Below are 19,648 nucleotides of genomic sequence, written 5' to 3'. Positions count from 1 at the left end.
TGCATTTGTTTAAGAAACATACGATCTCTTTGCTCATTATATTTTTACTTGCGTCTGCTGTTTTAGCAAAACCAATTGAAGCGCATACTGTGTCGCCTGTGAATCCTAATGCCCAGCAGACAACAAAAGCAGTGATGAACTGGCTTGCACACCTGCCGAACCGAACGGAAAACAGAGTCCTTTCCGGAGCGTTCGGAGGTTACAGTCATGACACTTTTTCTATGGCTGAGGCTGATAGAATCCGAAGCGCCACCGGGCAATCGCCTGCTATTTACGGCTGCGATTATGCCAGAGGGTGGCTTGAAACAGCTAAAATTGAAGATTCAATAGATGTAAGCTGCAACGGTGATTTAATTTCGTATTGGAAAAATGGCGGAATTCCGCAAATCAGTTTGCACCTGGCGAACCCTGCTTTTCAGTCAGGGCATTTTAAAACACCGATTACAAATGATCAGTATAAAAAAATACTAGATTCTTCAACAGCAGAAGGAAAGCGGCTAAATGCCATGCTCAGCAAAATTGCTGACGGACTTCAAGAGCTGGAGAACCAAGGTGTGCCTGTTCTGTTCAGGCCGCTGCATGAAATGAACGGCGAATGGTTTTGGTGGGGACTTACATCATATAACCAAAAGGATAATGAAAGAATCTCTCTATATAAACAGCTCTACAAGAAAATCTATCATTATATGACCGACACAAGAGGACTTGATCATTTGATTTGGGTTTACTCTCCCGACGCCAACCGAGATTTTAAAACTGATTTTTACCCGGGCGCGTCTTACGTGGATATTGTCGGATTAGATGCGTATTTTCAAGATGCCTACTCGATCAATGGATACGATCAGCTAACAACGCTTAATAAACCATTTGCTTTTACAGAAGTCGGCCCGCAACCAGCAAACGGCAGCTTCGATTACAGCCTGTTCATCAATGCTATAAAACAAAAATATCCTAAAACCATTTACTTTCTGGCATGGAATGATGAATGGAGCCCAGCTGTAAACAAGGGTGCTTCGGCTTTATATCATGACAGCTGGACACTCAATAAGGGAGAAATATGGAACGGCGATTCTTTAACGCCAATCGTTGAATGAATCAGTAATGTACAATAAGAAGGTGCTCAAGAAGTTTCTTGAGCACCTTCCCACTGGATTAAGCATTCATATCGCCTAACCCAGGACTGTGTTCATTCGGTATTTCAGGAAGCACTGGTACGGGAAACCCTGCCGGAGGATCTATTACTTGTAACTCTCCGCCATTTCGGCTTGGAGATTTCCCTTGATAGATTTCACCGATTCTCGTTTCATCCAACCTAAAGTTAAACTGTGCATTATGGTAGCCTAATTCGACATACTTTCTGCACTCAGGATATTTATTAATGTCATAATTCGGTACAGGGAGGAGCTTCGCCCACTCAACGCCCAATGTCTCGAGCGCTTTCGCGAATGCATTCTGGTGAGCATTGTCGCGTACAATCAGAAAAGCAAGTGTTTCGCGGAACGTCTGATTAGAGCTCATTTCATAAATTCTTGTTTTTTGCAGCACACCTGTCGACTCAAGAAGCAGGTTATCCAGCAGGTCAGTAATTAAGTTTCCGTGGTTATACACCCACGACCCGTTCCACGGATTGCCCCCTGCATCAACGGGAAGGGAACTTTGCGCACCAATAATATAATGATGAGGATTAGCATGTTTAACGGCTTCATTAAGTGGTGCTTGATCTGCACCTTGACTGCCGACACCTTCACCGCCTGATTCATCTAATAAAGCATTGATTGTGTTTTGAACCAGTTCAACGTGGGCAATCTCCTCTAAAAAAATGCCGCGAAGCAGATCGCGGTACTGTTTCTGCTTTCCTCTGAAATTAGAGCTTTGGAAAAAAAACTGCATCATTGTACGCATTTCTCCGTAATGACCGCCTAATATCTCCTGCAGGACCTTAGCAGCTGCCGGGTCTGGTTTATCCGGTTTAATGATATTAATCAGTTCCTCTTTGTAGTAATACATAACACGCCTCATTTCTTCTTAAGAGATTTTCTTATATTATTTGTAAGATGAGATAAAATATATACATGAGAAGGGGGGAAAGAAGAGAATAAAAAAATACAGAAAAAGTGTTGACCAAATAAAACAGGCATGGTATATTATTAAACGTCGCTGATGAACAGCTTGAAACAAAACGAAAAACAAAAAAAGTTTTTCTAAGGTGTTTACAAGATTTTAAAAATGTGTATAATAAGAAAAGTCGAATTGAAAAAGATTCGAAAAAACATTTTAAAAAACTTCTTGACTTCACCATCAAATGATAGTATGATAGTTAAGTCGCTTGATAAGCGCCCGTAGCTCAATTGGATAGAGCGTTTGACTACGGATCAAAAGGTTAGGGGTTCGACTCCTCTCGGGCGCGCCATTTAAGATACCACGCGGGTGTAGTTTAGTGGTAAAACCTCAGCCTTCCAAGCTGATGTCGTGAGTTCGATTCTCATCACCCGCTCCATTATTGAATGATCTTTGAAAACTAAACAAGACAAAACGTACCTGTTAATTCATTTTTAAAAATCGCACAGCGATGTGCGTAGTCAGTCAAACTAGGGCCTGTACGACGCAGGTCACACAGGTGTCGCCGCAGGATGCGGTGAACTTAACCTGTGATCCATTTATCGGAGAGTTTGATCCTGGCTCAGGACGAACGCTGGCGGCGTGCCTAATACATGCAAGTCGAGCGGACAGATGGGAGCTTGCTCCCTGATGTTAGCGGCGGACGGGTGAGTAACACGTGGGTAACCTGCCTGTAAGACTGGGATAACTCCGGGAAACCGGGGCTAATACCGGATGGTTGTTTGAACCGCATGGTTCAAACATAAAAGGTGGCTTCGGCTACCACTTACAGATGGACCCGCGGCGCATTAGCTAGTTGGTGAGGTAACGGCTCACCAAGGCAACGATGCGTAGCCGACCTGAGAGGGTGATCGGCCACACTGGGACTGAGACACGGCCCAGACTCCTACGGGAGGCAGCAGTAGGGAATCTTCCGCAATGGACGAAAGTCTGACGGAGCAACGCCGCGTGAGTGATGAAGGTTTTCGGATCGTAAAGCTCTGTTGTTAGGGAAGAACAAGTACCGTTCGAATAGGGCGGTACCTTGACGGTACCTAACCAGAAAGCCACGGCTAACTACGTGCCAGCAGCCGCGGTAATACGTAGGTGGCAAGCGTTGTCCGGAATTATTGGGCGTAAAGGGCTCGCAGGCGGTTTCTTAAGTCTGATGTGAAAGCCCCCGGCTCAACCGGGGAGGGTCATTGGAAACTGGGGAACTTGAGTGCAGAAGAGGAGAGTGGAATTCCACGTGTAGCGGTGAAATGCGTAGAGATGTGGAGGAACACCAGTGGCGAAGGCGACTCTCTGGTCTGTAACTGACGCTGAGGAGCGAAAGCGTGGGGAGCGAACAGGATTAGATACCCTGGTAGTCCACGCCGTAAACGATGAGTGCTAAGTGTTAGGGGGTTTCCGCCCCTTAGTGCTGCAGCTAACGCATTAAGCACTCCGCCTGGGGAGTACGGTCGCAAGACTGAAACTCAAAGGAATTGACGGGGGCCCGCACAAGCGGTGGAGCATGTGGTTTAATTCGAAGCAACGCGAAGAACCTTACCAGGTCTTGACATCCTCTGACAATCCTAGAGATAGGACGTCCCCTTCGGGGGCAGAGTGACAGGTGGTGCATGGTTGTCGTCAGCTCGTGTCGTGAGATGTTGGGTTAAGTCCCGCAACGAGCGCAACCCTTGATCTTAGTTGCCAGCATTCAGTTGGGCACTCTAAGGTGACTGCCGGTGACAAACCGGAGGAAGGTGGGGATGACGTCAAATCATCATGCCCCTTATGACCTGGGCTACACACGTGCTACAATGGACAGAACAAAGGGCAGCGAAACCGCGAGGTTAAGCCAATCCCACAAATCTGTTCTCAGTTCGGATCGCAGTCTGCAACTCGACTGCGTGAAGCTGGAATCGCTAGTAATCGCGGATCAGCATGCCGCGGTGAATACGTTCCCGGGCCTTGTACACACCGCCCGTCACACCACGAGAGTTTGTAACACCCGAAGTCGGTGAGGTAACCTTTTAGGAGCCAGCCGCCGAAGGTGGGACAGATGATTGGGGTGAAGTCGTAACAAGGTAGCCGTATCGGAAGGTGCGGCTGGATCACCTCCTTTCTAAGGATATTATACGGAATATAAGACCTTGGGTCTTATAAACAGAACGTTCCCTGTCTTGTTTAGTTTTGAAGGATCATTCCTTCGAAACGTGTTCTTTGAAAACTAGATAACAGTAGACATCACATTCAATTAGTAACACAAGATATCACATAGTGATTCTTTTTAACGGTTAAGTTAGAAAGGGCGCACGGTGGATGCCTTGGCACTAGGAGCCGATGAAGGACGGGACGAACACCGATATGCTTCGGGGAGCTGTAAGCAAGCTTTGATCCGGAGATTTCCGAATGGGGAAACCCACCACTCGTAATGGAGTGGTATCCATATCTGAATTCATAGGATATGAGAAGGCAGACCCGGGGAACTGAAACATCTAAGTACCCGGAGGAAGAGAAAGCAAATGCGATTCCCTGAGTAGCGGCGAGCGAAACGGGATTAGCCCAAACCAAGAGGCTTGCCTCTTGGGGTTGTAGGACACTCTGTACGGAGTTACAAAAGAACGAGGTAGATGAAGAGGTCTGGAAAGGCCCGCCATAGGAGGTAACAGCCCTGTAGTCAAAACTTCGTTCTCTCCTGAGTGGATCCTGAGTACGGCGGAACACGTGAAATTCCGTCGGAATCCGGGAGGACCATCTCCCAAGGCTAAATACTCCCTAGTGACCGATAGTGAACCAGTACCGTGAGGGAAAGGTGAAAAGCACCCCGGAAGGGGAGTGAAAGAGATCCTGAAACCGTGTGCCTACAAGTAGTCAGAGCCCGTTAACGGGTGATGGCGTGCCTTTTGTAGAATGAACCGGCGAGTTACGATCCCGTGCAAGGTTAAGCAGAAGATGCGGAGCCGCAGCGAAAGCGAGTCTGAATAGGGCGCATGAGTACGTGGTCGTAGACCCGAAACCAGGTGATCTACCCATGTCCAGGGTGAAGTTCAGGTAACACTGAATGGAGGCCCGAACCCACGCACGTTGAAAAGTGCGGGGATGAGGTGTGGGTAGGGGTGAAATGCCAATCGAACCTGGAGATAGCTGGTTCTCTCCGAAATAGCTTTAGGGCTAGCCTCAAGGTAAGAGTCTTGGAGGTAGAGCACTGATTGGACTAGGGGCCCCTACCGGGTTACCGAATTCAGTCAAACTCCGAATGCCAATGACTTATCCTTGGGAGTCAGACTGCGAGTGATAAGATCCGTAGTCGAAAGGGAAACAGCCCAGACCGCCAGCTAAGGTCCCAAAGTATACGTTAAGTGGAAAAGGATGTGGAGTTGCTTAGACAACCAGGATGTTGGCTTAGAAGCAGCCACCATTTAAAGAGTGCGTAATAGCTCACTGGTCGAGTGACTCTGCGCCGAAAATGTACCGGGGCTAAACGTATCACCGAAGCTGCGGACTGTTCTTCGAACAGTGGTAGGAGAGCGTTCTAAGGGCTGTGAAGCCAGACCGGAAGGACTGGTGGAGCGCTTAGAAGTGAGAATGCCGGTATGAGTAGCGAAAGAGGGGTGAGAATCCCCTCCACCGAATGCCTAAGGTTTCCTGAGGAAGGCTCGTCCGCTCAGGGTTAGTCGGGACCTAAGCCGAGGCCGAAAGGCGTAGGCGATGGACAACAGGTTGATATTCCTGTACCACCTCCTCACCATTTGAGCAATGGGGGGACGCAGGAGGATAGGGTAAGCGCGGTATTGGATATCCGCGTCCAAGCAGTTAGGCTGGGAAATAGGCAAATCCGTTTCCCATAAGGCTGAGCTGTGATGGCGAGCGAAATATAGTAGCGAAGTTCCTGATTCCACACTGCCAAGAAAAGCCTCTAGCGAGGTGAGAGGTGCCCGTACCGCAAACCGACACAGGTAGGCGAGGAGAGAATCCTAAGGTGATCGAGAGAACTCTCGTTAAGGAACTCGGCAAAATGACCCCGTAACTTCGGGAGAAGGGGTGCTCTGTTAGGGTGCAAGCCCGAGAGAGCCGCAGTGAATAGGCCCAGGCGACTGTTTAGCAAAAACACAGGTCTCTGCGAAGCCGTAAGGCGAAGTATAGGGGCTGACGCCTGCCCGGTGCTGGAAGGTTAAGAGGAGCGCTTAGCGTAAGCGAAGGTGCGAATTGAAGCCCCAGTAAACGGCGGCCGTAACTATAACGGTCCTAAGGTAGCGAAATTCCTTGTCGGGTAAGTTCCGACCCGCACGAAAGGCGCAACGATCTGGGCACTGTCTCAACGAGAGACTCGGTGAAATTATAGTACCTGTGAAGATGCAGGTTACCCGCGACAGGACGGAAAGACCCCGTGGAGCTTTACTGCAGCCTGATATTGAATGTTGGTACAGCTTGTACAGGATAGGTAGGAGCCTTGGAAACCGGAGCGCCAGCTTCGGTGGAGGCATCGGTGGGATACTACCCTGGCTGTATTGACCTTCTAACCCGCCGCCCTTATCGGGCGGGGAGACAGTGTCAGGTGGGCAGTTTGACTGGGGCGGTCGCCTCCTAAAAGGTAACGGAGGCGCCCAAAGGTTCCCTCAGAATGGTTGGAAATCATTCGCAGAGTGTAAAGGCACAAGGGAGCTTGACTGCGAGACCTACAAGTCGAGCAGGGACGAAAGTCGGGCTTAGTGATCCGGTGGTTCCGCATGGAAGGGCCATCGCTCAACGGATAAAAGCTACCCCGGGGATAACAGGCTTATCTCCCCCAAGAGTCCACATCGACGGGGAGGTTTGGCACCTCGATGTCGGCTCATCGCATCCTGGGGCTGTAGTCGGTCCCAAGGGTTGGGCTGTTCGCCCATTAAAGCGGTACGCGAGCTGGGTTCAGAACGTCGTGAGACAGTTCGGTCCCTATCCGTCGCGGGCGCAGGAAATTTGAGAGGAGCTGTCCTTAGTACGAGAGGACCGGGATGGACGCACCGCTGGTGTACCAGTTGTTCTGCCAAGGGCATCGCTGGGTAGCTATGTGCGGACGGGATAAGTGCTGAAAGCATCTAAGCATGAAGCCCCCCTCAAGATGAGATTTCCCATTCCGCAAGGAAGTAAGATCCCTGAAAGATGATCAGGTTGATAGGTCTGAGGTGGAAGTGTGGCGACACATGGAGTTGACAGATACTAATCGATCGAGGACTTAACCACATTTTTGAATGATGTCACACCTGTTATCTAGTTTTGAGAGAACACTCTCAATTTGTTTGGTGGCGATAGCGAAGAGGTCACACCCGTTTCCATACCGAACACGGAAGTTAAGCTCTTCAGCGCCGATGGTAGTCGGGGGTTTCCCCCTGTGAGAGTAGGACGCCGCCAAGCATTACTTTTATCATCGCGGGGTGGAGCAGTTCGGTAGCTCGTCGGGCTCATAACCCGAAGGTCGCAGGTTCAAATCCTGCCCCCGCAACCAAATATATGGTTAAATAAGGAGTGCCCTAAGGGTGCAACCAAAATAATCTTATACTAATATGGTCCGGTAGTTCAGTTGGTTAGAATGCCTGCCTGTCACGCAGGAGGTCGCGGGTTCGAGTCCCGTCCGGACCGCCATTAATGTAAACGAAACGATCATGTTTTCGTTTTTTTTGTGTTTTCTTTTACTGTATCTTCTGCTTGGTGTCATAGCCAAGCTTTCTTTATATCGGGAACAACTTGGATATTTCAGCAAAATTCGATAAACTAGGAAGAGCACATAAAGGCATAAGCAGGGGTGAAAGGAGATTTTGGTTCATGGATGAATTTCATTTGATACATAGCATTACTCCGCGGACCATTCACCATTCTTCCGTTGAGGTAGGAATAGGAGATGATGCAGCGCTCTACACTGCGAAACACGGCGTTCAGGAAATTGTTTGTGTTGATACTATGGTAGAAGATGTGCACTTCAAATTACACTACTCCTCACCTGAAGATATCGGGTATAAGGCGTTAGCCGTTAATATAAGTGATATTGCCGCGATGGGAGGCATTCCTAAGTTTTATCTGGTATCACTTGCGGTACCTTCAAAATGGACTGAATCTGAAATCAAGGCGATGTATGAAGGAATGAATGAACTGGCGAAACTATATCATATGGATCTGATTGGCGGCGATACAGTTTCTACCGCTGACAAATTAGTCGTTACAGTCACTGTGATCGGTGAAATTGAAAAGGGGCAGGCCTGTTTGCGGAGCTTGGCAAAACCGAATGATATTGTGTTTGTAACCGGTGAAATCGGTTCTTCTGCAGCAGGGCTTTCTTTATTGCTGGAAGAGACTAATCCTCAAAACTCATCTGTGGAAACAGATTACTTTATCCACAGGCATAAACGGCCTGAGCCAAGAGTAAGTGTCGGCAGATTATGCTCGAGTTTGAAGCGGGCAGCTTTAAATGATATTAGTGACGGATTGGCTAGTGAACTGAACGAGATTGCAGAAGCCAGCTGTGTTTCAATTGAAATTGATGCAAGCATGCTCCCAATTCATTCTGATTTGCCTAAGCTTCATCCTAACTGGAAAGAATGGGCTTTGTTTGGCGGTGAGGATTTTGAGCTGACAGGGACGGTTTCAAATGAGGAGTGGGAAGTGTTGGAGCAGGAGTGCGCAGCACGTCAACTTCCCATTACAAAGATTGGCCATGTCAGGGAAAAAACAGAATCTAAAGTGATCCTAAAAACAGATCAAACTTCAATGATCTTAGAGAAAAAAGGATATAATCATTTTAAATAAGACGGGTGACTCGTGTGAAGCAATTAAAATGGAGAACTGTAAATCCAGAAGAAACAAAAGCAATTGCCAAGCTGACGGCATCGTTTGCTAAACCGGGAGACGTCCTGACATTAGAGGGCGATTTAGGTGCAGGAAAAACGACTTTTACGAAAGGTTTTGCGGAAGGGCTGGGAATTACGCGTGTTGTAAACAGTCCGACTTTTACAATTATAAAAGAATATAACGATGGCGTACTTCCTCTTTATCATATGGATGTGTATAGAATGGAAGATGAAAGTGAAGATTTGGGACTTGATGAATATTTTCACGGGCAAGGTGTCTGTCTCGTTGAATGGGCTCATTTAATTGAAGAACAGCTGCCGCAGGAGCGACTGCAAATTGTCATCATAAGAGCTGGTGATGAGGAGCGGGAAATTACCTTTACTGCTGTCGGGAATCGGTATGAAATGCTTTGTGAGGAGTTAAGTAGACATGACAATATTAGCAATTGATACATCAAATTATACATTGGGCATTGCGCTGCTTCGAGAAGACACCGTTATAGCAGAATACATTACATACTTGAAAAAGAACCACTCTGTAAGAGCGATGCCTGCTGTTCATTCATTGCTGAGTGATTGTGATATGGCACCGCAGGACCTTTCTAAAATTGTCGTTGCAAAAGGCCCTGGTTCATACACAGGAGTAAGAATAGGTGTGACGCTGGCCAAAACACTTGCTTGGTCATTAGACATTCCAATTACTGCTGTATCAAGTCTTGAGACACTTGCGGCAAATGGCCGGCATTTTGACGGTCTGATCAGCCCAATCTTTGATGCTAGACGGGGACAGGTGTACACAGGTCTGTATCAATATAATAATGGGCTTTTAGAGCAAGTTGTTCCAGATCAAAATGTGATGCTGGCAGATTGGCTGGAGATGCTAAAAGAAAAGGATCGTCCTGTTTTGTTTTTAGGTCACGACACTTCTATTCACAAGCAGATGATAGAGGATGTTCTTAGATCAAAAGGATTCATTGGAACTGCTGCTCAGCATAACCCGCGTCCTTCAGAACTGGCTTTTCTCGGGAAGGAAAAGGAAGCAGCTGATGTTCATAGGCTTGTCCCGGATTACTTGCGGCTGGCAGAAGCTGAAGCGAAATGGATTGAAAGTCAAAAGTAGGGTGATAGGATGAAAACAAAAGCAGCGGTCAGAAACATGCGGCTTGAAGATATAGATCACGTATACGAAATCGAAGCATCCTCCTTTACGTCTCCTTGGACGAAGGATTCGTTTTATCATGAGCTGCTGGAAAATCCATATGCTCATTATCTCGTGATTGAAAAGGACGGCCATGTTGCTGGGTATTGCGGGATTTGGATTGTGATGGACGATGCCCAAATTACAAATATAGCGATAAAACCAGAGTATCGCGGCCAGTCTTTAGGAGAAACGCTTTTTCGTTCAGCTGTTGAACTGTGCAAAGAAAAAGACGCAAGGCGGCTTTCGCTTGAAGTGAGGGTTTCGAATCATCCTGCCCAAGGCTTATATAAGAAATTCGGGATGCAGCCCGGCGGAATAAGAAAGAACTATTATACTGATAACGGGGAAGATGCGTTAATTATGTGGGTGACGATAAATGAGTGAGCAAAAAGACATGTACGTATTAGGAATTGAAACAAGCTGTGATGAGACTGCTGCAGCTATTGTGAAAAACGGGAAAGAGATCATTTCAAACGTAGTAGCCTCTCAAATTGAAAGCCATAAGCGCTTCGGAGGCGTTGTTCCGGAAATTGCTTCAAGACATCATGTTGAACAAATCACTTTGGTTATTGAAGAGGCGTTTCGCAAAGCTGGCATGACGTATAGTGATATTGATGCGATTGCAGTAACGGAAGGTCCGGGACTGGTGGGAGCGCTTCTTATCGGAGTGAATGCCGCTAAAGCACTGAGCTTTGCACATAACATTCCGTTAGTAGGCGTTCATCATATAGCCGGTCATATATACGCGAACCGTCTTGTAGAAGAAATCGTGTTCCCGGCACTGGCATTGGTCGTTTCAGGAGGCCATACAGAACTGGTTTATATGAAGGAACATGGATCATTTGAAGTCATTGGGGAAACCCTTGATGATGCGGCTGGAGAAGCCTACGACAAAGTGGCGCGGACGATGGGGCTGCCGTATCCAGGTGGACCGCAAATTGACAAGCTAGCTGAAAAAGGGAATGACAATATTCCGCTTCCTCGCGCATGGCTTGAAGAAGGCTCTTACAACTTCAGCTTTAGCGGATTGAAGTCTGCGGTGATCAATACGCTTCATAATGCATCCCAAAAAGGGCAAGAGATTGCTCCTGAAGATTTATCTGCAAGCTTTCAAAATAGCGTGATTGATGTCTTGGTTACCAAAACGGCGCGCGCGGCAAAGGAATATGATGTCAAACAGGTCCTTTTAGCCGGAGGAGTAGCTGCAAACAGAGGCCTCAGAGCTGCATTAGAAAAGGAATTTGCCCAGCATGAAGGGATTACGCTTGTCATTCCTCCATTAGCTTTATGCACGGATAATGCTGCGATGATTGCTGCTGCTGGTACAATTGCTTTTGAAAAAGGAATTCGCGGTGCATATGATATGAATGGCCAGCCCGGCCTTGAATTGACTTCTTATCAAAGTCTCACGAGATAATAGCGTGAGACTTTTTATCTGTTTGTTATTAACAGATAATTCACAATTTATCCACATGTCTGTGAGTAATTATAGAGATATAGATGGATAAAGGGCTGAAGTCGCTGTTAATAAAGTGGATAAATTCAGAATATTTTGTGGATATTGTGTATAAAGCGCTTACTTTGTTTTGCTTATTAGGGTATGTTCTGTGGATAAAAAGCACCTCTAAAAAGAGGTGCTTGACTTTTTTAATCTTCTTCTGTGGATAGTTCTTCCCATTCGGACAAAAGAGATTCCAGCTCCTGATTAAGCTTCTCATTGTCTGCATGGATAGCTTGTACTTTTTCATGGTCCTGATAGACTTCAGGGTCACATAGCAATTCATCATTGCGGCTGATGTTCTCTTCAATGGTTTGAACAGTGGTTTCAATTTCTTCAATCCGACGGAGTCGTTGGCGCTCTTTCTTTTTCCATTCTTTTTCTTCCTCGTAGGAACGTTTGGAGTCAGACTTCACTGTAGCTGGCGTTTTATCAGTTTCCTCTTGCTGATTCATTTTCTCCAATTCAAGCTGCTCTGTTTTTTTCTCTGTATAATAATCGTAATCTCCCAGATACTCCTCTATATGGCTTGAAGAAAGCTCCAATACTCTTGTGGCGATTCTGTTAATAAAATATCTGTCATGTGAGACAAATAACAGTGTGCCTGGATAATCAATCAGCGCGTTTTCGAGAACTTCTTTGCTGTCTAAATCCAGATGGTTCGTCGGTTCATCAAGGATGAGAAAGTTGGCTTTTTGAAGCATCAGCTTAGCTAGAGCCAATCTTGCTTTTTCGCCTCCGCTCAGTGAATGAACTGGTTTCAGCACATCATCTCCGGAGAATAAGAAATTTCCGAGACACGTTCTGATTTCTTTTTCTGGGAGCCCGGGGTACTCGTCCCACAGCTCATCAAGGACACGTTTAGAGGAAGTCAACTCAGCCTGTTCCTGATCATAATAGCCGACACTGACATTTGAGCCGTATGAGATCGTTCCTTGATCTGGTTTTAGGGTGTCTATCAATGTTTTCAGTAATGTCGATTTACCAATTCCGTTAGGGCCGACAAGCGCTGCGCTTTCTCCTCTTGTGAGCATGAATGACACTTCTGTTAAAAGCGGCGGCTGGTTTTCATAGCTGATTGTGAGATCCTGAACACGAAGGACTTCGTTTCCGCTCTGTTTTGTAATATCAAAATGAAAGTTTGCGGATTTTTCATCGCCGAGCGGTTTTGACATGACTTCCATTCGCTCCAGCTGCTTTCGGCGGCTTTGCGCCCTTTTGGTGGTAGAGGCTCTCGCCAGATTTCGGTCTACGAAGTCCTGCAGCTTTGCAATCTCGTCCTGCTGCTTTTCATACATTTTCAGATCTTTTTCATACTGCGCGGCTTTTTGGTCGAGATAAGCGCTGTAGTTGCCGTGATACTTTTTGCTTTCTGCTCTTGATACCTCGTATACCTGGTTTACTACTTTGTCCAAAAAGTAGCGGTCATGCGAAACGATGAGGATGGCGCCTGAATAGCCTTGCAAATAATGCTCAAGCCAGGTAAGCGTATCAATATCCAGATGGTTTGTCGGCTCATCGAGAATGAGCAAATCAGGCTGTGTTAACAGAAGCTTACCTAAAGCCAGTCTTGTTTTTTGGCCTCCGCTGAGGCTTTGAACCTGTGTAGAATCGTCAAAATGGCTGAAGCCGAGACCATGCAGCACGGATCTTACATCCGCTTCATATTGATAGCCGCCTTTATCTTTGAATTCCTGCTGAAGGCGGTCGTAGGTTTTCATGATGCTTTCTAATTCACCCGGGTCAGCTGCCGCCATTTTTTCTTCCATAGCCCGCATTTCCTTTTCCATTGCTTTTAAGTGGTCAAAAACAGTCAGCAGCTCTTCTTTTATGGTAAGCTTAGAATCCAAGCCAGTATGCTGGGCGAGATATCCCATTGTAATATCTTTCGGTTTAATAATTTCGCCCTTCTCATACGAAAGCTGGCCTGCGATAATTTTAAGGAGCGTGGATTTTCCGGCGCCATTTCTTCCTACAATGGCGATGCGATCACGATTTCTGACTTCCAGCTTTATATTGTTTAAAATAGTATCAGCACCAAACGATTTGGACAGCTGATTAATTTGTAAGATCATCATATTATTTCACCTCTGCTATAATAAGTTAAGTGTAGCTTATGAACCAGAAGTCAGCAAACAATACATTGGCCATATAAGACATAGAGAAGAAAATAGTGTATGATCTGTTTAAGGAGCGTTTTAATATGAATGGATTTTCTCATTTTAATGAACAGGGCAGAGCCCAGATGGTGGATATTAGCGAAAAATCTTCGACTGTCCGTACTGCGGCGGCTGTTTCAAGCGTACACATGAAGAATGAGGTGTACGAGAAAATACAGAGTCACGATATCGGCAAAGGAGATGTACTGGCTGTCGCACAGGTGGCAGGCATTATGGCCGCAAAGCAAACGTCGAATATCATTCCGATGTGCCATCCGCTTTCATTGAGCGGGGTAGATATATCGTTTGACTGGAAAATAAAAGAAGTAGAAGTTATACTTCATATAAAAGCACAGGTCAAAACGAAAGGGAGTACAGGTGTGGAAATGGAAGCGCTCACTTCTGCATCGGTGTGCGCTCTTACCGTTTACGATATGTGCAAGGCCCTTGATAAGGGGATGGTCATCGGCCCTACTTTCTTGCTGGAGAAGACAGGCGGGAAAAACGGTGACTTTAAAAGAGAACTATCCGAGTATAATTTGGAGGACCAAAAATGAATAAGGATCAATCAAAAATTCCGCAGGCGACGGCGAAACGGCTGCCGCTTTACTATCGCTTTTTAAAGAATCTGCATGCGTCAGGAAAACAGCGTGTATCATCCGCTGAACTCAGTGATGCCGTAAAGGTTGATTCTGCCACGATTCGGAGGGATTTTTCCTATTTTGGAGCTCTTGGCAAAAAAGGATACGGATATAATGTGGATTATTTGCTGTCTTTTTTCCGGAAAACGCTTGATCAGGATGAGATGACAGACGTCATCTTGATTGGTGTCGGGAACTTGGGAACGGCATTTCTTCACTATAATTTCACAAAAAACAATAACACAAAAATTTCTATGGCTTTTGATATAAATGAGAGTAAAATAGGAACTGAGGTAGGCGGCGTGCCCGTCTATAACCTTGATGACCTTGAACAACACGTAAAAGATGAATCAGTTGCCATTCTTACAGTGCCTGCAGTTGCCGCTCAATCCATTACAGACAGATTGGTCGCATTAGGAATCAAGGGAATCCTTAATTTTACGCCGGCCCGTTTGAATGTGCCGGAACACATTCGAATTCATCATATAGATTTAGCAGTTGAGCTTCAGTCACTGGTTTATTTTTTGAAGCATTATTCAGTTTTAGAGGAAATCGAATAGAGGGAAAGGAGGAGCCCAAATATGCCGATCGGTCCTGGAAGCCTTGCTGTTATCGCAATCGTTGCTCTGATTATCTTCGGTCCCAAAAAGCTGCCTGAATTGGGGAAAGCAGCGGGAGACACACTTCGTGAATTCAAAAACGCTACTAAAGGATTAACGAGTGATGAAGAGGAAAAAAAGAAAGAAGATCAGTAAGTTAGGATGACACGAATGAAAGTGAATCAAATGTCGCTGCTGGAGCATATTGCTGAGCTTCGAAAACGGTTGCTGATTGTAGCGCTGGCGTTTGTCGTTTTCTTTATTGCTGGATTTTTTTTAGCAAAGCCGATTATTGTGTACCTGCAAGAAACAGATGAAGCGAAGCAGCTTACGCTTAACGCGTTTAACCTGACAGACCCGCTTTATGTGTTTATGCAATTTGCATTTATCATCGGCATAGTCTTGACCTCGCCGGTTATTCTTTATCAGCTTTGGGCTTTTGTGAGCCCGGGCCTCTATGAGAAAGAGCGCAAAGTAACGCTCAGCTACATTCCGATCTCTATTTTGCTGTTTTTAGCGGGCTTATCTTTTTCATATTATATTTTATTTCCTTTTGTTGTTGATTTTATGAAGCGGATTTCTCAGGACTTGAATGTCAATCAGGTGATCGGAATTAATGAATATTTTCATTTTCTTCTGCAGCTGACGATTCCGTTTGGACTGCTGTTCCAAATGCCGGTCATCCTCATGTTTTTGACCAGGCTCGGAATTGTGACACCGATGTTCTTGGCGAAAATCAGAAAGTATGCGTATTTTACGCTGCTGGTGATCGCAGCCCTGATTACACCGCCTGAGCTTCTGTCCCATATGATGGTCACAGTCCCGCTTTTGATTTTATATGAAATCAGTATCCTTATATCGAAGGCCGCTTATCGGAAAGCACAGAAAAGCAGTGCAGCCGATCAGGACGTGTCTTCCGGGCAATAATAAAAAATCCATTTCTCATGCGAGAAATGGATTTTCTTTATTTCTGGTTCTTTTTGATTTTAAATGAAAAGGCGAACATCTTAAAAGAAATGCTGATGTTGTAAGCGGCGAACACCATCAGCAGGATGGAGTAAAATGACCACATGCTGCCTGGCGAGCTTGCGGCAAGATAAGTAAAGATGCACCCTACGGCAAAGTAGATCATTCCCCAAACTACCGGGTTTCTCATAAAAATAATCCTCCAATAATCAATTGCATTTGTGTGCTCTGCTGTTCAAGGTAATTCCGAACAGGCTCAAGCTGCATGATGACGACGAATGTATTCATCATTAAATGGGCGAAAATCGGCACCCATATCCGTTTTGTTCTCGCATATAAAAAGGCAAAGGTAAAGCCCATTGCTGTATATAGAAGGAGATGCTTCAAATCAGCGTGAACAATACCGAAGATAACCGAGCTGATCAGTCCTGCGAAAAAGAAATTCGTTTTTTCGTACAGCGTGCCGAAAATGATTTTTCTGAAGATGATTTCTTCTAATATAGGCCCGACGATGGAAGAAACGATAATCATGAGCGGGACTGCCTGAATGACATCCAGAATCGCTTGTGTATTTTCTGATTCTCTTCCGATGCCAAAAACATAATATTCAATAGAGCCTGCTATTCCTTGAGAGAAAAGGGCAATGAAAAAACCGGCTATCGCCCAAAGGATAGAAAGTCCGATTGAGTCCTTCTGTCCGTTTCGCAGCGTTTCTTTCGGAACGGTTCTCAGAATGAGCAGAACAACAACGAGACAGGCGATAAAGCTGATAACGGACCATAATCCTTGTGCATGCAGCATATTTTCATCTGTAGGCTGTCCTCCGGCATAACCGAATTTAAATAACAAGGGAATCGCGATTAATGCGGAAAACTGCATGATGATATATGTCAAAATAATAAACCAATACTGTTTTCTCAAATGGTATGTACTCCTTTGTTAAGTGGGTTTCGTTCATCTACAGCTATTGTAACATAATCGGTACGGGGGTGAAAAAGCTAACGGAAAAGGGAGCGGAAAAGAATGATGTAAGCGTGAAAAATTTTTTATCTTATCACTTGAAATTGGAAGGGAGATTCTTTATTATAAGAATTGTGTTAGCACTCTTTAGTGCTGAGTGCTAAAATTACATATTCATACTATTGAGGAGGTTATTACATTGTTAAAGCCATTAGGTGATCGCGTTGTCATTGAACTCGTAGAATCTGAAGAAAAAACTGCCAGCGGAATTGTGTTGCCGGATTCTGCAAAAGAAAAACCGCAAGAAGGCAAAATCGTGGCAGCTGGTTCAGGTCGCGTGTTAGAAAGCGGAGAGCGCGTTGCTTTAGAAGTAAAAGAGGGCGACCGCATTATCTTCTCAAAATACGCAGGTACTGAAGTGAAATACGAAGGTACTGAATACTTAATCTTACGTGAAAGCGACATTTTAGCTGTTATTGGCTAATTCTTAAATAAACAATATTTAAAACATTTGAGGAGGTCTTGTAAACATGGCAAAAGAAATTAAGTTTAGTGAAGAAGCTCGCCGCGCAATGCTTCGCGGTGTCGATGCACTTGCTGATGCTGTTAAAGTAACTTTAGGACCAAAAGGACGCAACGTGGTTCTAGAGAAAAAATTCGGTTCTCCGTTAATCACAAATGACGGTGTAACAATCGCTAAAGAAATCGAGCTGGAAGACGCGTTTGAAAACATGGGTGCTAAGCTTGTTGCTGAAGTAGCCAGCAAAACAAACGACGTTGCCGGTGACGGTACAACAACTGCAACAGTTCTTGCGCAAGCAATGATCCGTGAAGGCCTTAAAAACGTAACAGCAGGCGCTAACCCTGTAGGCGTGCGTAAAGGGATGGAACAAGCTGTATCGGTTGCGATCGAAAACTTAAAAGAAATTTCTAAGCCAATCGAAGGCAAAGAGTCTATCGCTCAGGTTGCTGCGATCTCTGCGGCTGATGAGGAAGTCGGAAGCCTTATCGCTGAAGCAATGGAGCGCGTAGGAAACGACGGCGTTATCACAATCGAAGAGTCTAAAGGCTTCACAACTGAGCTTGAAGTTGTTGAAGGTATGCAATTCGACCGCGGATATGCGTCTCCTTACATGGTAACTGACTCTGATAAGATGGAAGCGGTTCTTGACAATCCTTACATCTTAATCACAGACAAAAAAATCACAAACATTCAAGAAATCCTTCCTGTGCTTGAGCAGGTTGTTCAGCAAGGCAAACCATTGCTTCTGATCGCTGAGGATGTTGAAGGCGAAGCACTTGCTACACTTGTTGTGAACAAACTTCGCGGCACATTCAACGCAGTGGCTGTTAAAGCTCCTGGCTTCGGTGACCGCCGTAAAGCAATGCTTGAAGACATCGCTGTCCTTACTGGCGGAGAAGTCATCACAGAAGATCTTGGCCTTGACCTGAAATCTACTCAAATCGCTCAATTGGGACGCGCTTCTAAAGTTGTCGTTACTAAAGAAAACACAACAATCGTTGAAGGCGCTGGCGAAACAGACAAAATTTCTGCCCGCGTGACTCAAATCCGCGCTCAAGTGGAAGAAACAACTTCTGAATTCGACAGAGAAAAATTACAAGAGCGTCTTGCTAAACTTGCTGGCGGCGTAGCTGTCATCAAAGTCGGCGCTGCGACTGAAACTGAACTGAAAGAGCGTAAACTTCGCATCGAAGACGCCCTGAACTCAACTCGCGCAGCTGTTGAAGAAGGCATCGTATCCGGTGGTGGTACAGCGCTTGTAAACGTATATAACAAAGTCGCTGCAGTTGAAGCTGAAGGCGATGCTCAAACAGGTATCAACATCGTGCTTCGCGCGCTTGAAGAGCCAATCCGTCAAATCGCGCACAATGCTGGTCTTGAAGGATCTGTCATCGTTGAACGCCTCAAAAACGAAGAAATCGGCGTAGGCTTCAACGCTGCAACTGGCGAATGGGTAAACATGATCGAAAAAGGTATCGTTGACCCAACAAAAGTTACACGCTCAGCTCTTCAAAACGCTGCGTCTGTAGCTGCAATGTTCTTAACAACTGAAGCCGTTGTCGCTGACAAGCCAGAAGAAAACGCTGGCGGCGGAATGCCTGATATGGGCGGCATGGGCGGTATGGGCGGCATGATGTAATCATAGCCTCTGAAACCCAATAAAAATGGGATTTCTAGACTCTTATATACTCTGAAAATAACCGAAGAGTAACAAAAGGGTAACATTTTCTTGAATAAGGGTCTAAATTAGAGGTTTTCCATGAGTTCTTTGAACTTTTGGGAAGCCTCTTTTTTCATCTCTTTAGTCACATGCAAATAAACATTTTTTGTTGTGTCTTCATCCTTGTGTCCTAATCGTTCCATTATTTGTGGAAGACTTACTCTTGCTTCAGCTAATAGAGTGTATGGGTATGAAATAATAAATGAGGTGTAAGTTTAGGATTTAATTCTGCTATTTTCAACAAGCGTCTCATACGGTTCTATATTTTAGGACGCCATATTTTATTTAAAAATCCAGGTCAGGTCAAAAATCGAACAAACATACTGCCTGGATTAGATATTAGGGGGGAGGAGGATACATAGTGGTTTCTCCCTCTCTACATGCTTGTAGGAAAAGGTACGAATGGGAGTTATCAAGTAGACGCTTGAAGTACCATTATCTGCTATGTCGGAGTGGTTGTTACAGCTGATTGTCGAGC

The 19,648-nt window shown here is 45.5% G+C and carries 16 protein-coding genes, 4 tRNA genes, 3 rRNA genes and 1 pseudogene; 19 read left to right on the top strand and 5 right to left on the bottom strand.

What is annotated here, in order from left to right:
- The first annotated feature begins 5 nt into the window (after nt 1-5).
- The gene (gene gmuG / locus NYE22_RS19060) at nt 6-1,094 is read left to right on the top strand and encodes a mannan endo-1,4-beta-mannosidase (protein WP_101501911.1); all 1,089 of its coding nucleotides are present in this window, start codon (nt 6-8) and stop codon (nt 1,092-1,094) included.
- A 58-nt stretch (nt 1,095-1,152) separates the two neighbouring features.
- Here the strand turns inward: gmuG and NYE22_RS19055 are convergent, their stop codons facing one another.
- Entirely contained in the window at nt 1,153-2,007 is an 855-nt protein-coding gene (locus NYE22_RS19055) for a manganese catalase family protein (protein ID WP_021481617.1), read from the bottom strand.
- 326 nt (nt 2,008-2,333) lie between these two features.
- Between NYE22_RS19055 and NYE22_RS19050 the strand changes: the two genes are divergently transcribed.
- The 12 genes from NYE22_RS19050 to tsaD all read left to right on the top strand — a co-directional run bounded on the left by NYE22_RS19050 (nt 2,334) and on the right by tsaD (nt 11,521).
- A tRNA-Arg gene (locus NYE22_RS19050) sits at nt 2,334-2,410 on the top strand.
- 13 nt (nt 2,411-2,423) lie between these two features.
- A tRNA-Gly gene (locus NYE22_RS19045) sits at nt 2,424-2,497 on the top strand.
- Between the two features lie 160 nt (nt 2,498-2,657).
- Nucleotides 2,658-4,207: ribosomal RNA gene (locus tag NYE22_RS19040) — 16S ribosomal RNA — on the top strand.
- 170 nt (nt 4,208-4,377) lie between these two features.
- A 23S ribosomal RNA gene (locus NYE22_RS19035) occupies nt 4,378-7,305 on the top strand.
- Nucleotides 7,306-7,360: 55 nt separating this feature from the next.
- Nucleotides 7,361-7,476: ribosomal RNA gene (gene rrf / locus NYE22_RS19030) — 5S ribosomal RNA — on the top strand.
- The 16S, 23S and 5S rRNA genes sit together here with 4 tRNA genes alongside, the layout of an rRNA operon.
- Nucleotides 7,477-7,490: 14 nt before the next feature.
- A tRNA-Met gene (locus NYE22_RS19025) sits at nt 7,491-7,567 on the top strand.
- 60 nt (nt 7,568-7,627) lie between these two features.
- Nucleotides 7,628-7,704, top strand: a tRNA-Asp gene (locus tag NYE22_RS19020).
- A gap of 180 nt (nt 7,705-7,884) precedes the next feature.
- The gene (gene thiL, locus NYE22_RS19015) at nt 7,885-8,862 is read left to right on the top strand and encodes a thiamine-phosphate kinase (RefSeq protein ID WP_342412056.1); all 978 of its coding nucleotides are present in this window, start codon (nt 7,885-7,887) and stop codon (nt 8,860-8,862) included.
- 14 nt (nt 8,863-8,876) lie between these two features.
- Entirely contained in the window at nt 8,877-9,353 is a 477-nt protein-coding gene (tsaE, locus tag NYE22_RS19010; protein WP_163117645.1) for a tRNA (adenosine(37)-N6)-threonylcarbamoyltransferase complex ATPase subunit type 1 TsaE, read from the top strand.
- The gene (gene tsaB / locus NYE22_RS19005) at nt 9,334-10,023 is read left to right on the top strand and encodes a tRNA (adenosine(37)-N6)-threonylcarbamoyltransferase complex dimerization subunit type 1 TsaB (protein WP_163117647.1); all 690 of its coding nucleotides are present in this window, start codon (nt 9,334-9,336) and stop codon (nt 10,021-10,023) included. The genes tsaE and tsaB overlap by 20 nt, the downstream gene beginning before the upstream one ends.
- A gap of 9 nt (nt 10,024-10,032) precedes the next feature.
- Nucleotides 10,033-10,488, top strand: a complete 456-nt coding sequence (rimI, locus tag NYE22_RS19000; RefSeq protein ID WP_014476001.1) for a ribosomal protein S18-alanine N-acetyltransferase — start codon at nt 10,033-10,035, stop codon at nt 10,486-10,488.
- Entirely contained in the window at nt 10,481-11,521 is a 1,041-nt protein-coding gene (gene tsaD, locus NYE22_RS18995) for a tRNA (adenosine(37)-N6)-threonylcarbamoyltransferase complex transferase subunit TsaD (protein WP_163117649.1), read from the top strand. Before rimI ends, tsaD begins: the two co-directional genes overlap by 8 nt.
- Nucleotides 11,522-11,751: 230 nt before the next feature.
- On the opposite strand, the gene NYE22_RS18990 is transcribed toward tsaD, so the two are convergent.
- A complete protein-coding gene (locus NYE22_RS18990) occupies nt 11,752-13,680 on the bottom strand; it encodes an ABC-F family ATP-binding cassette domain-containing protein (protein ID WP_063335593.1) in 1,929 nt (642 codons plus the stop codon).
- Nucleotides 13,681-13,805: 125 nt separating this feature from the next.
- Between NYE22_RS18990 and moaC the strand changes: the two genes are divergently transcribed.
- The 4 genes from moaC to tatC are packed head-to-tail and all read left to right on the top strand — an operon-like array spanning nt 13,806 to nt 15,928.
- Nucleotides 13,806-14,318 carry a cyclic pyranopterin monophosphate synthase MoaC gene (moaC, locus tag NYE22_RS18985; protein ID WP_046380818.1) on the top strand — a complete coding sequence of 171 codons (513 nt, stop codon included), beginning with the start codon at nt 13,806-13,808 and terminating at the stop codon, nt 14,316-14,318.
- A complete protein-coding gene (locus NYE22_RS18980; RefSeq protein ID WP_003234073.1) occupies nt 14,315-14,962 on the top strand; it encodes a redox-sensing transcriptional repressor Rex in 648 nt (215 codons plus the stop codon). The genes moaC and NYE22_RS18980 overlap by 4 nt, the downstream gene beginning before the upstream one ends.
- A 21-nt stretch (nt 14,963-14,983) precedes the next feature.
- On the top strand, nt 14,984-15,157 hold the full coding sequence (tatAY, locus tag NYE22_RS18975; RefSeq protein WP_003234072.1) for a sec-independent protein translocase protein TatAY: 174 nt from the start codon (nt 14,984-14,986) through the stop codon (nt 15,155-15,157).
- A gap of 6 nt (nt 15,158-15,163) precedes the next feature.
- Entirely contained in the window at nt 15,164-15,928 is a 765-nt protein-coding gene (tatC, locus tag NYE22_RS18970) for a twin-arginine translocase subunit TatC (protein ID WP_015252680.1), read from the top strand.
- A gap of 37 nt (nt 15,929-15,965) precedes the next feature.
- Here the strand turns inward: tatC and NYE22_RS18965 are convergent, their stop codons facing one another.
- Both NYE22_RS18965 and NYE22_RS18960 read right to left on the bottom strand, forming a co-directional pair.
- Nucleotides 15,966-16,157 (bottom strand): YdiK family protein, encoded by a 192-nt coding sequence (locus tag NYE22_RS18965; RefSeq protein ID WP_003225680.1) that lies wholly within the window; start codon nt 16,155-16,157, stop codon nt 15,966-15,968.
- The gene (locus tag NYE22_RS18960; RefSeq protein ID WP_015252679.1) at nt 16,154-16,888 is read right to left on the bottom strand and encodes a type II CAAX endopeptidase family protein; all 735 of its coding nucleotides are present in this window, start codon (nt 16,886-16,888) and stop codon (nt 16,154-16,156) included. Before NYE22_RS18960 ends, NYE22_RS18965 begins: the two co-directional genes overlap by 4 nt.
- A gap of 238 nt (nt 16,889-17,126) precedes the next feature.
- Here NYE22_RS18960 and groES point away from each other — a divergent pair, with 238 nt between their 5' ends.
- A complete protein-coding gene (gene groES / locus NYE22_RS18955) occupies nt 17,127-17,411 on the top strand; it encodes a co-chaperone GroES (RefSeq protein ID WP_003155970.1) in 285 nt (94 codons plus the stop codon).
- Between the two features lie 46 nt (nt 17,412-17,457).
- Nucleotides 17,458-19,089: a chaperonin GroEL gene (groL, locus tag NYE22_RS18950; protein WP_021481338.1), complete on the top strand. Its 1,632-nt coding sequence runs from the start codon at nt 17,458-17,460 to the stop codon at nt 19,087-19,089.
- Between the two features lie 107 nt (nt 19,090-19,196).
- Here the strand turns inward: groL and NYE22_RS18945 are convergent.
- Nucleotides 19,197-19,438 (bottom strand): annotated as a pseudogene (locus NYE22_RS18945) (tyrosine-type recombinase/integrase); the annotation flags it as partial.
- Nucleotides 19,439-19,648 lie beyond the last annotated feature (210 nt).

It is taken from the genome of Bacillus sp. FSL K6-1560 (genome assembly GCF_038592935.1).
GTDB classification, from domain to species: domain Bacteria; phylum Bacillota; class Bacilli; order Bacillales; family Bacillaceae; genus Bacillus; species Bacillus subtilis.
This window is presented reverse-complemented; position numbering and strand designations above follow the sequence as displayed.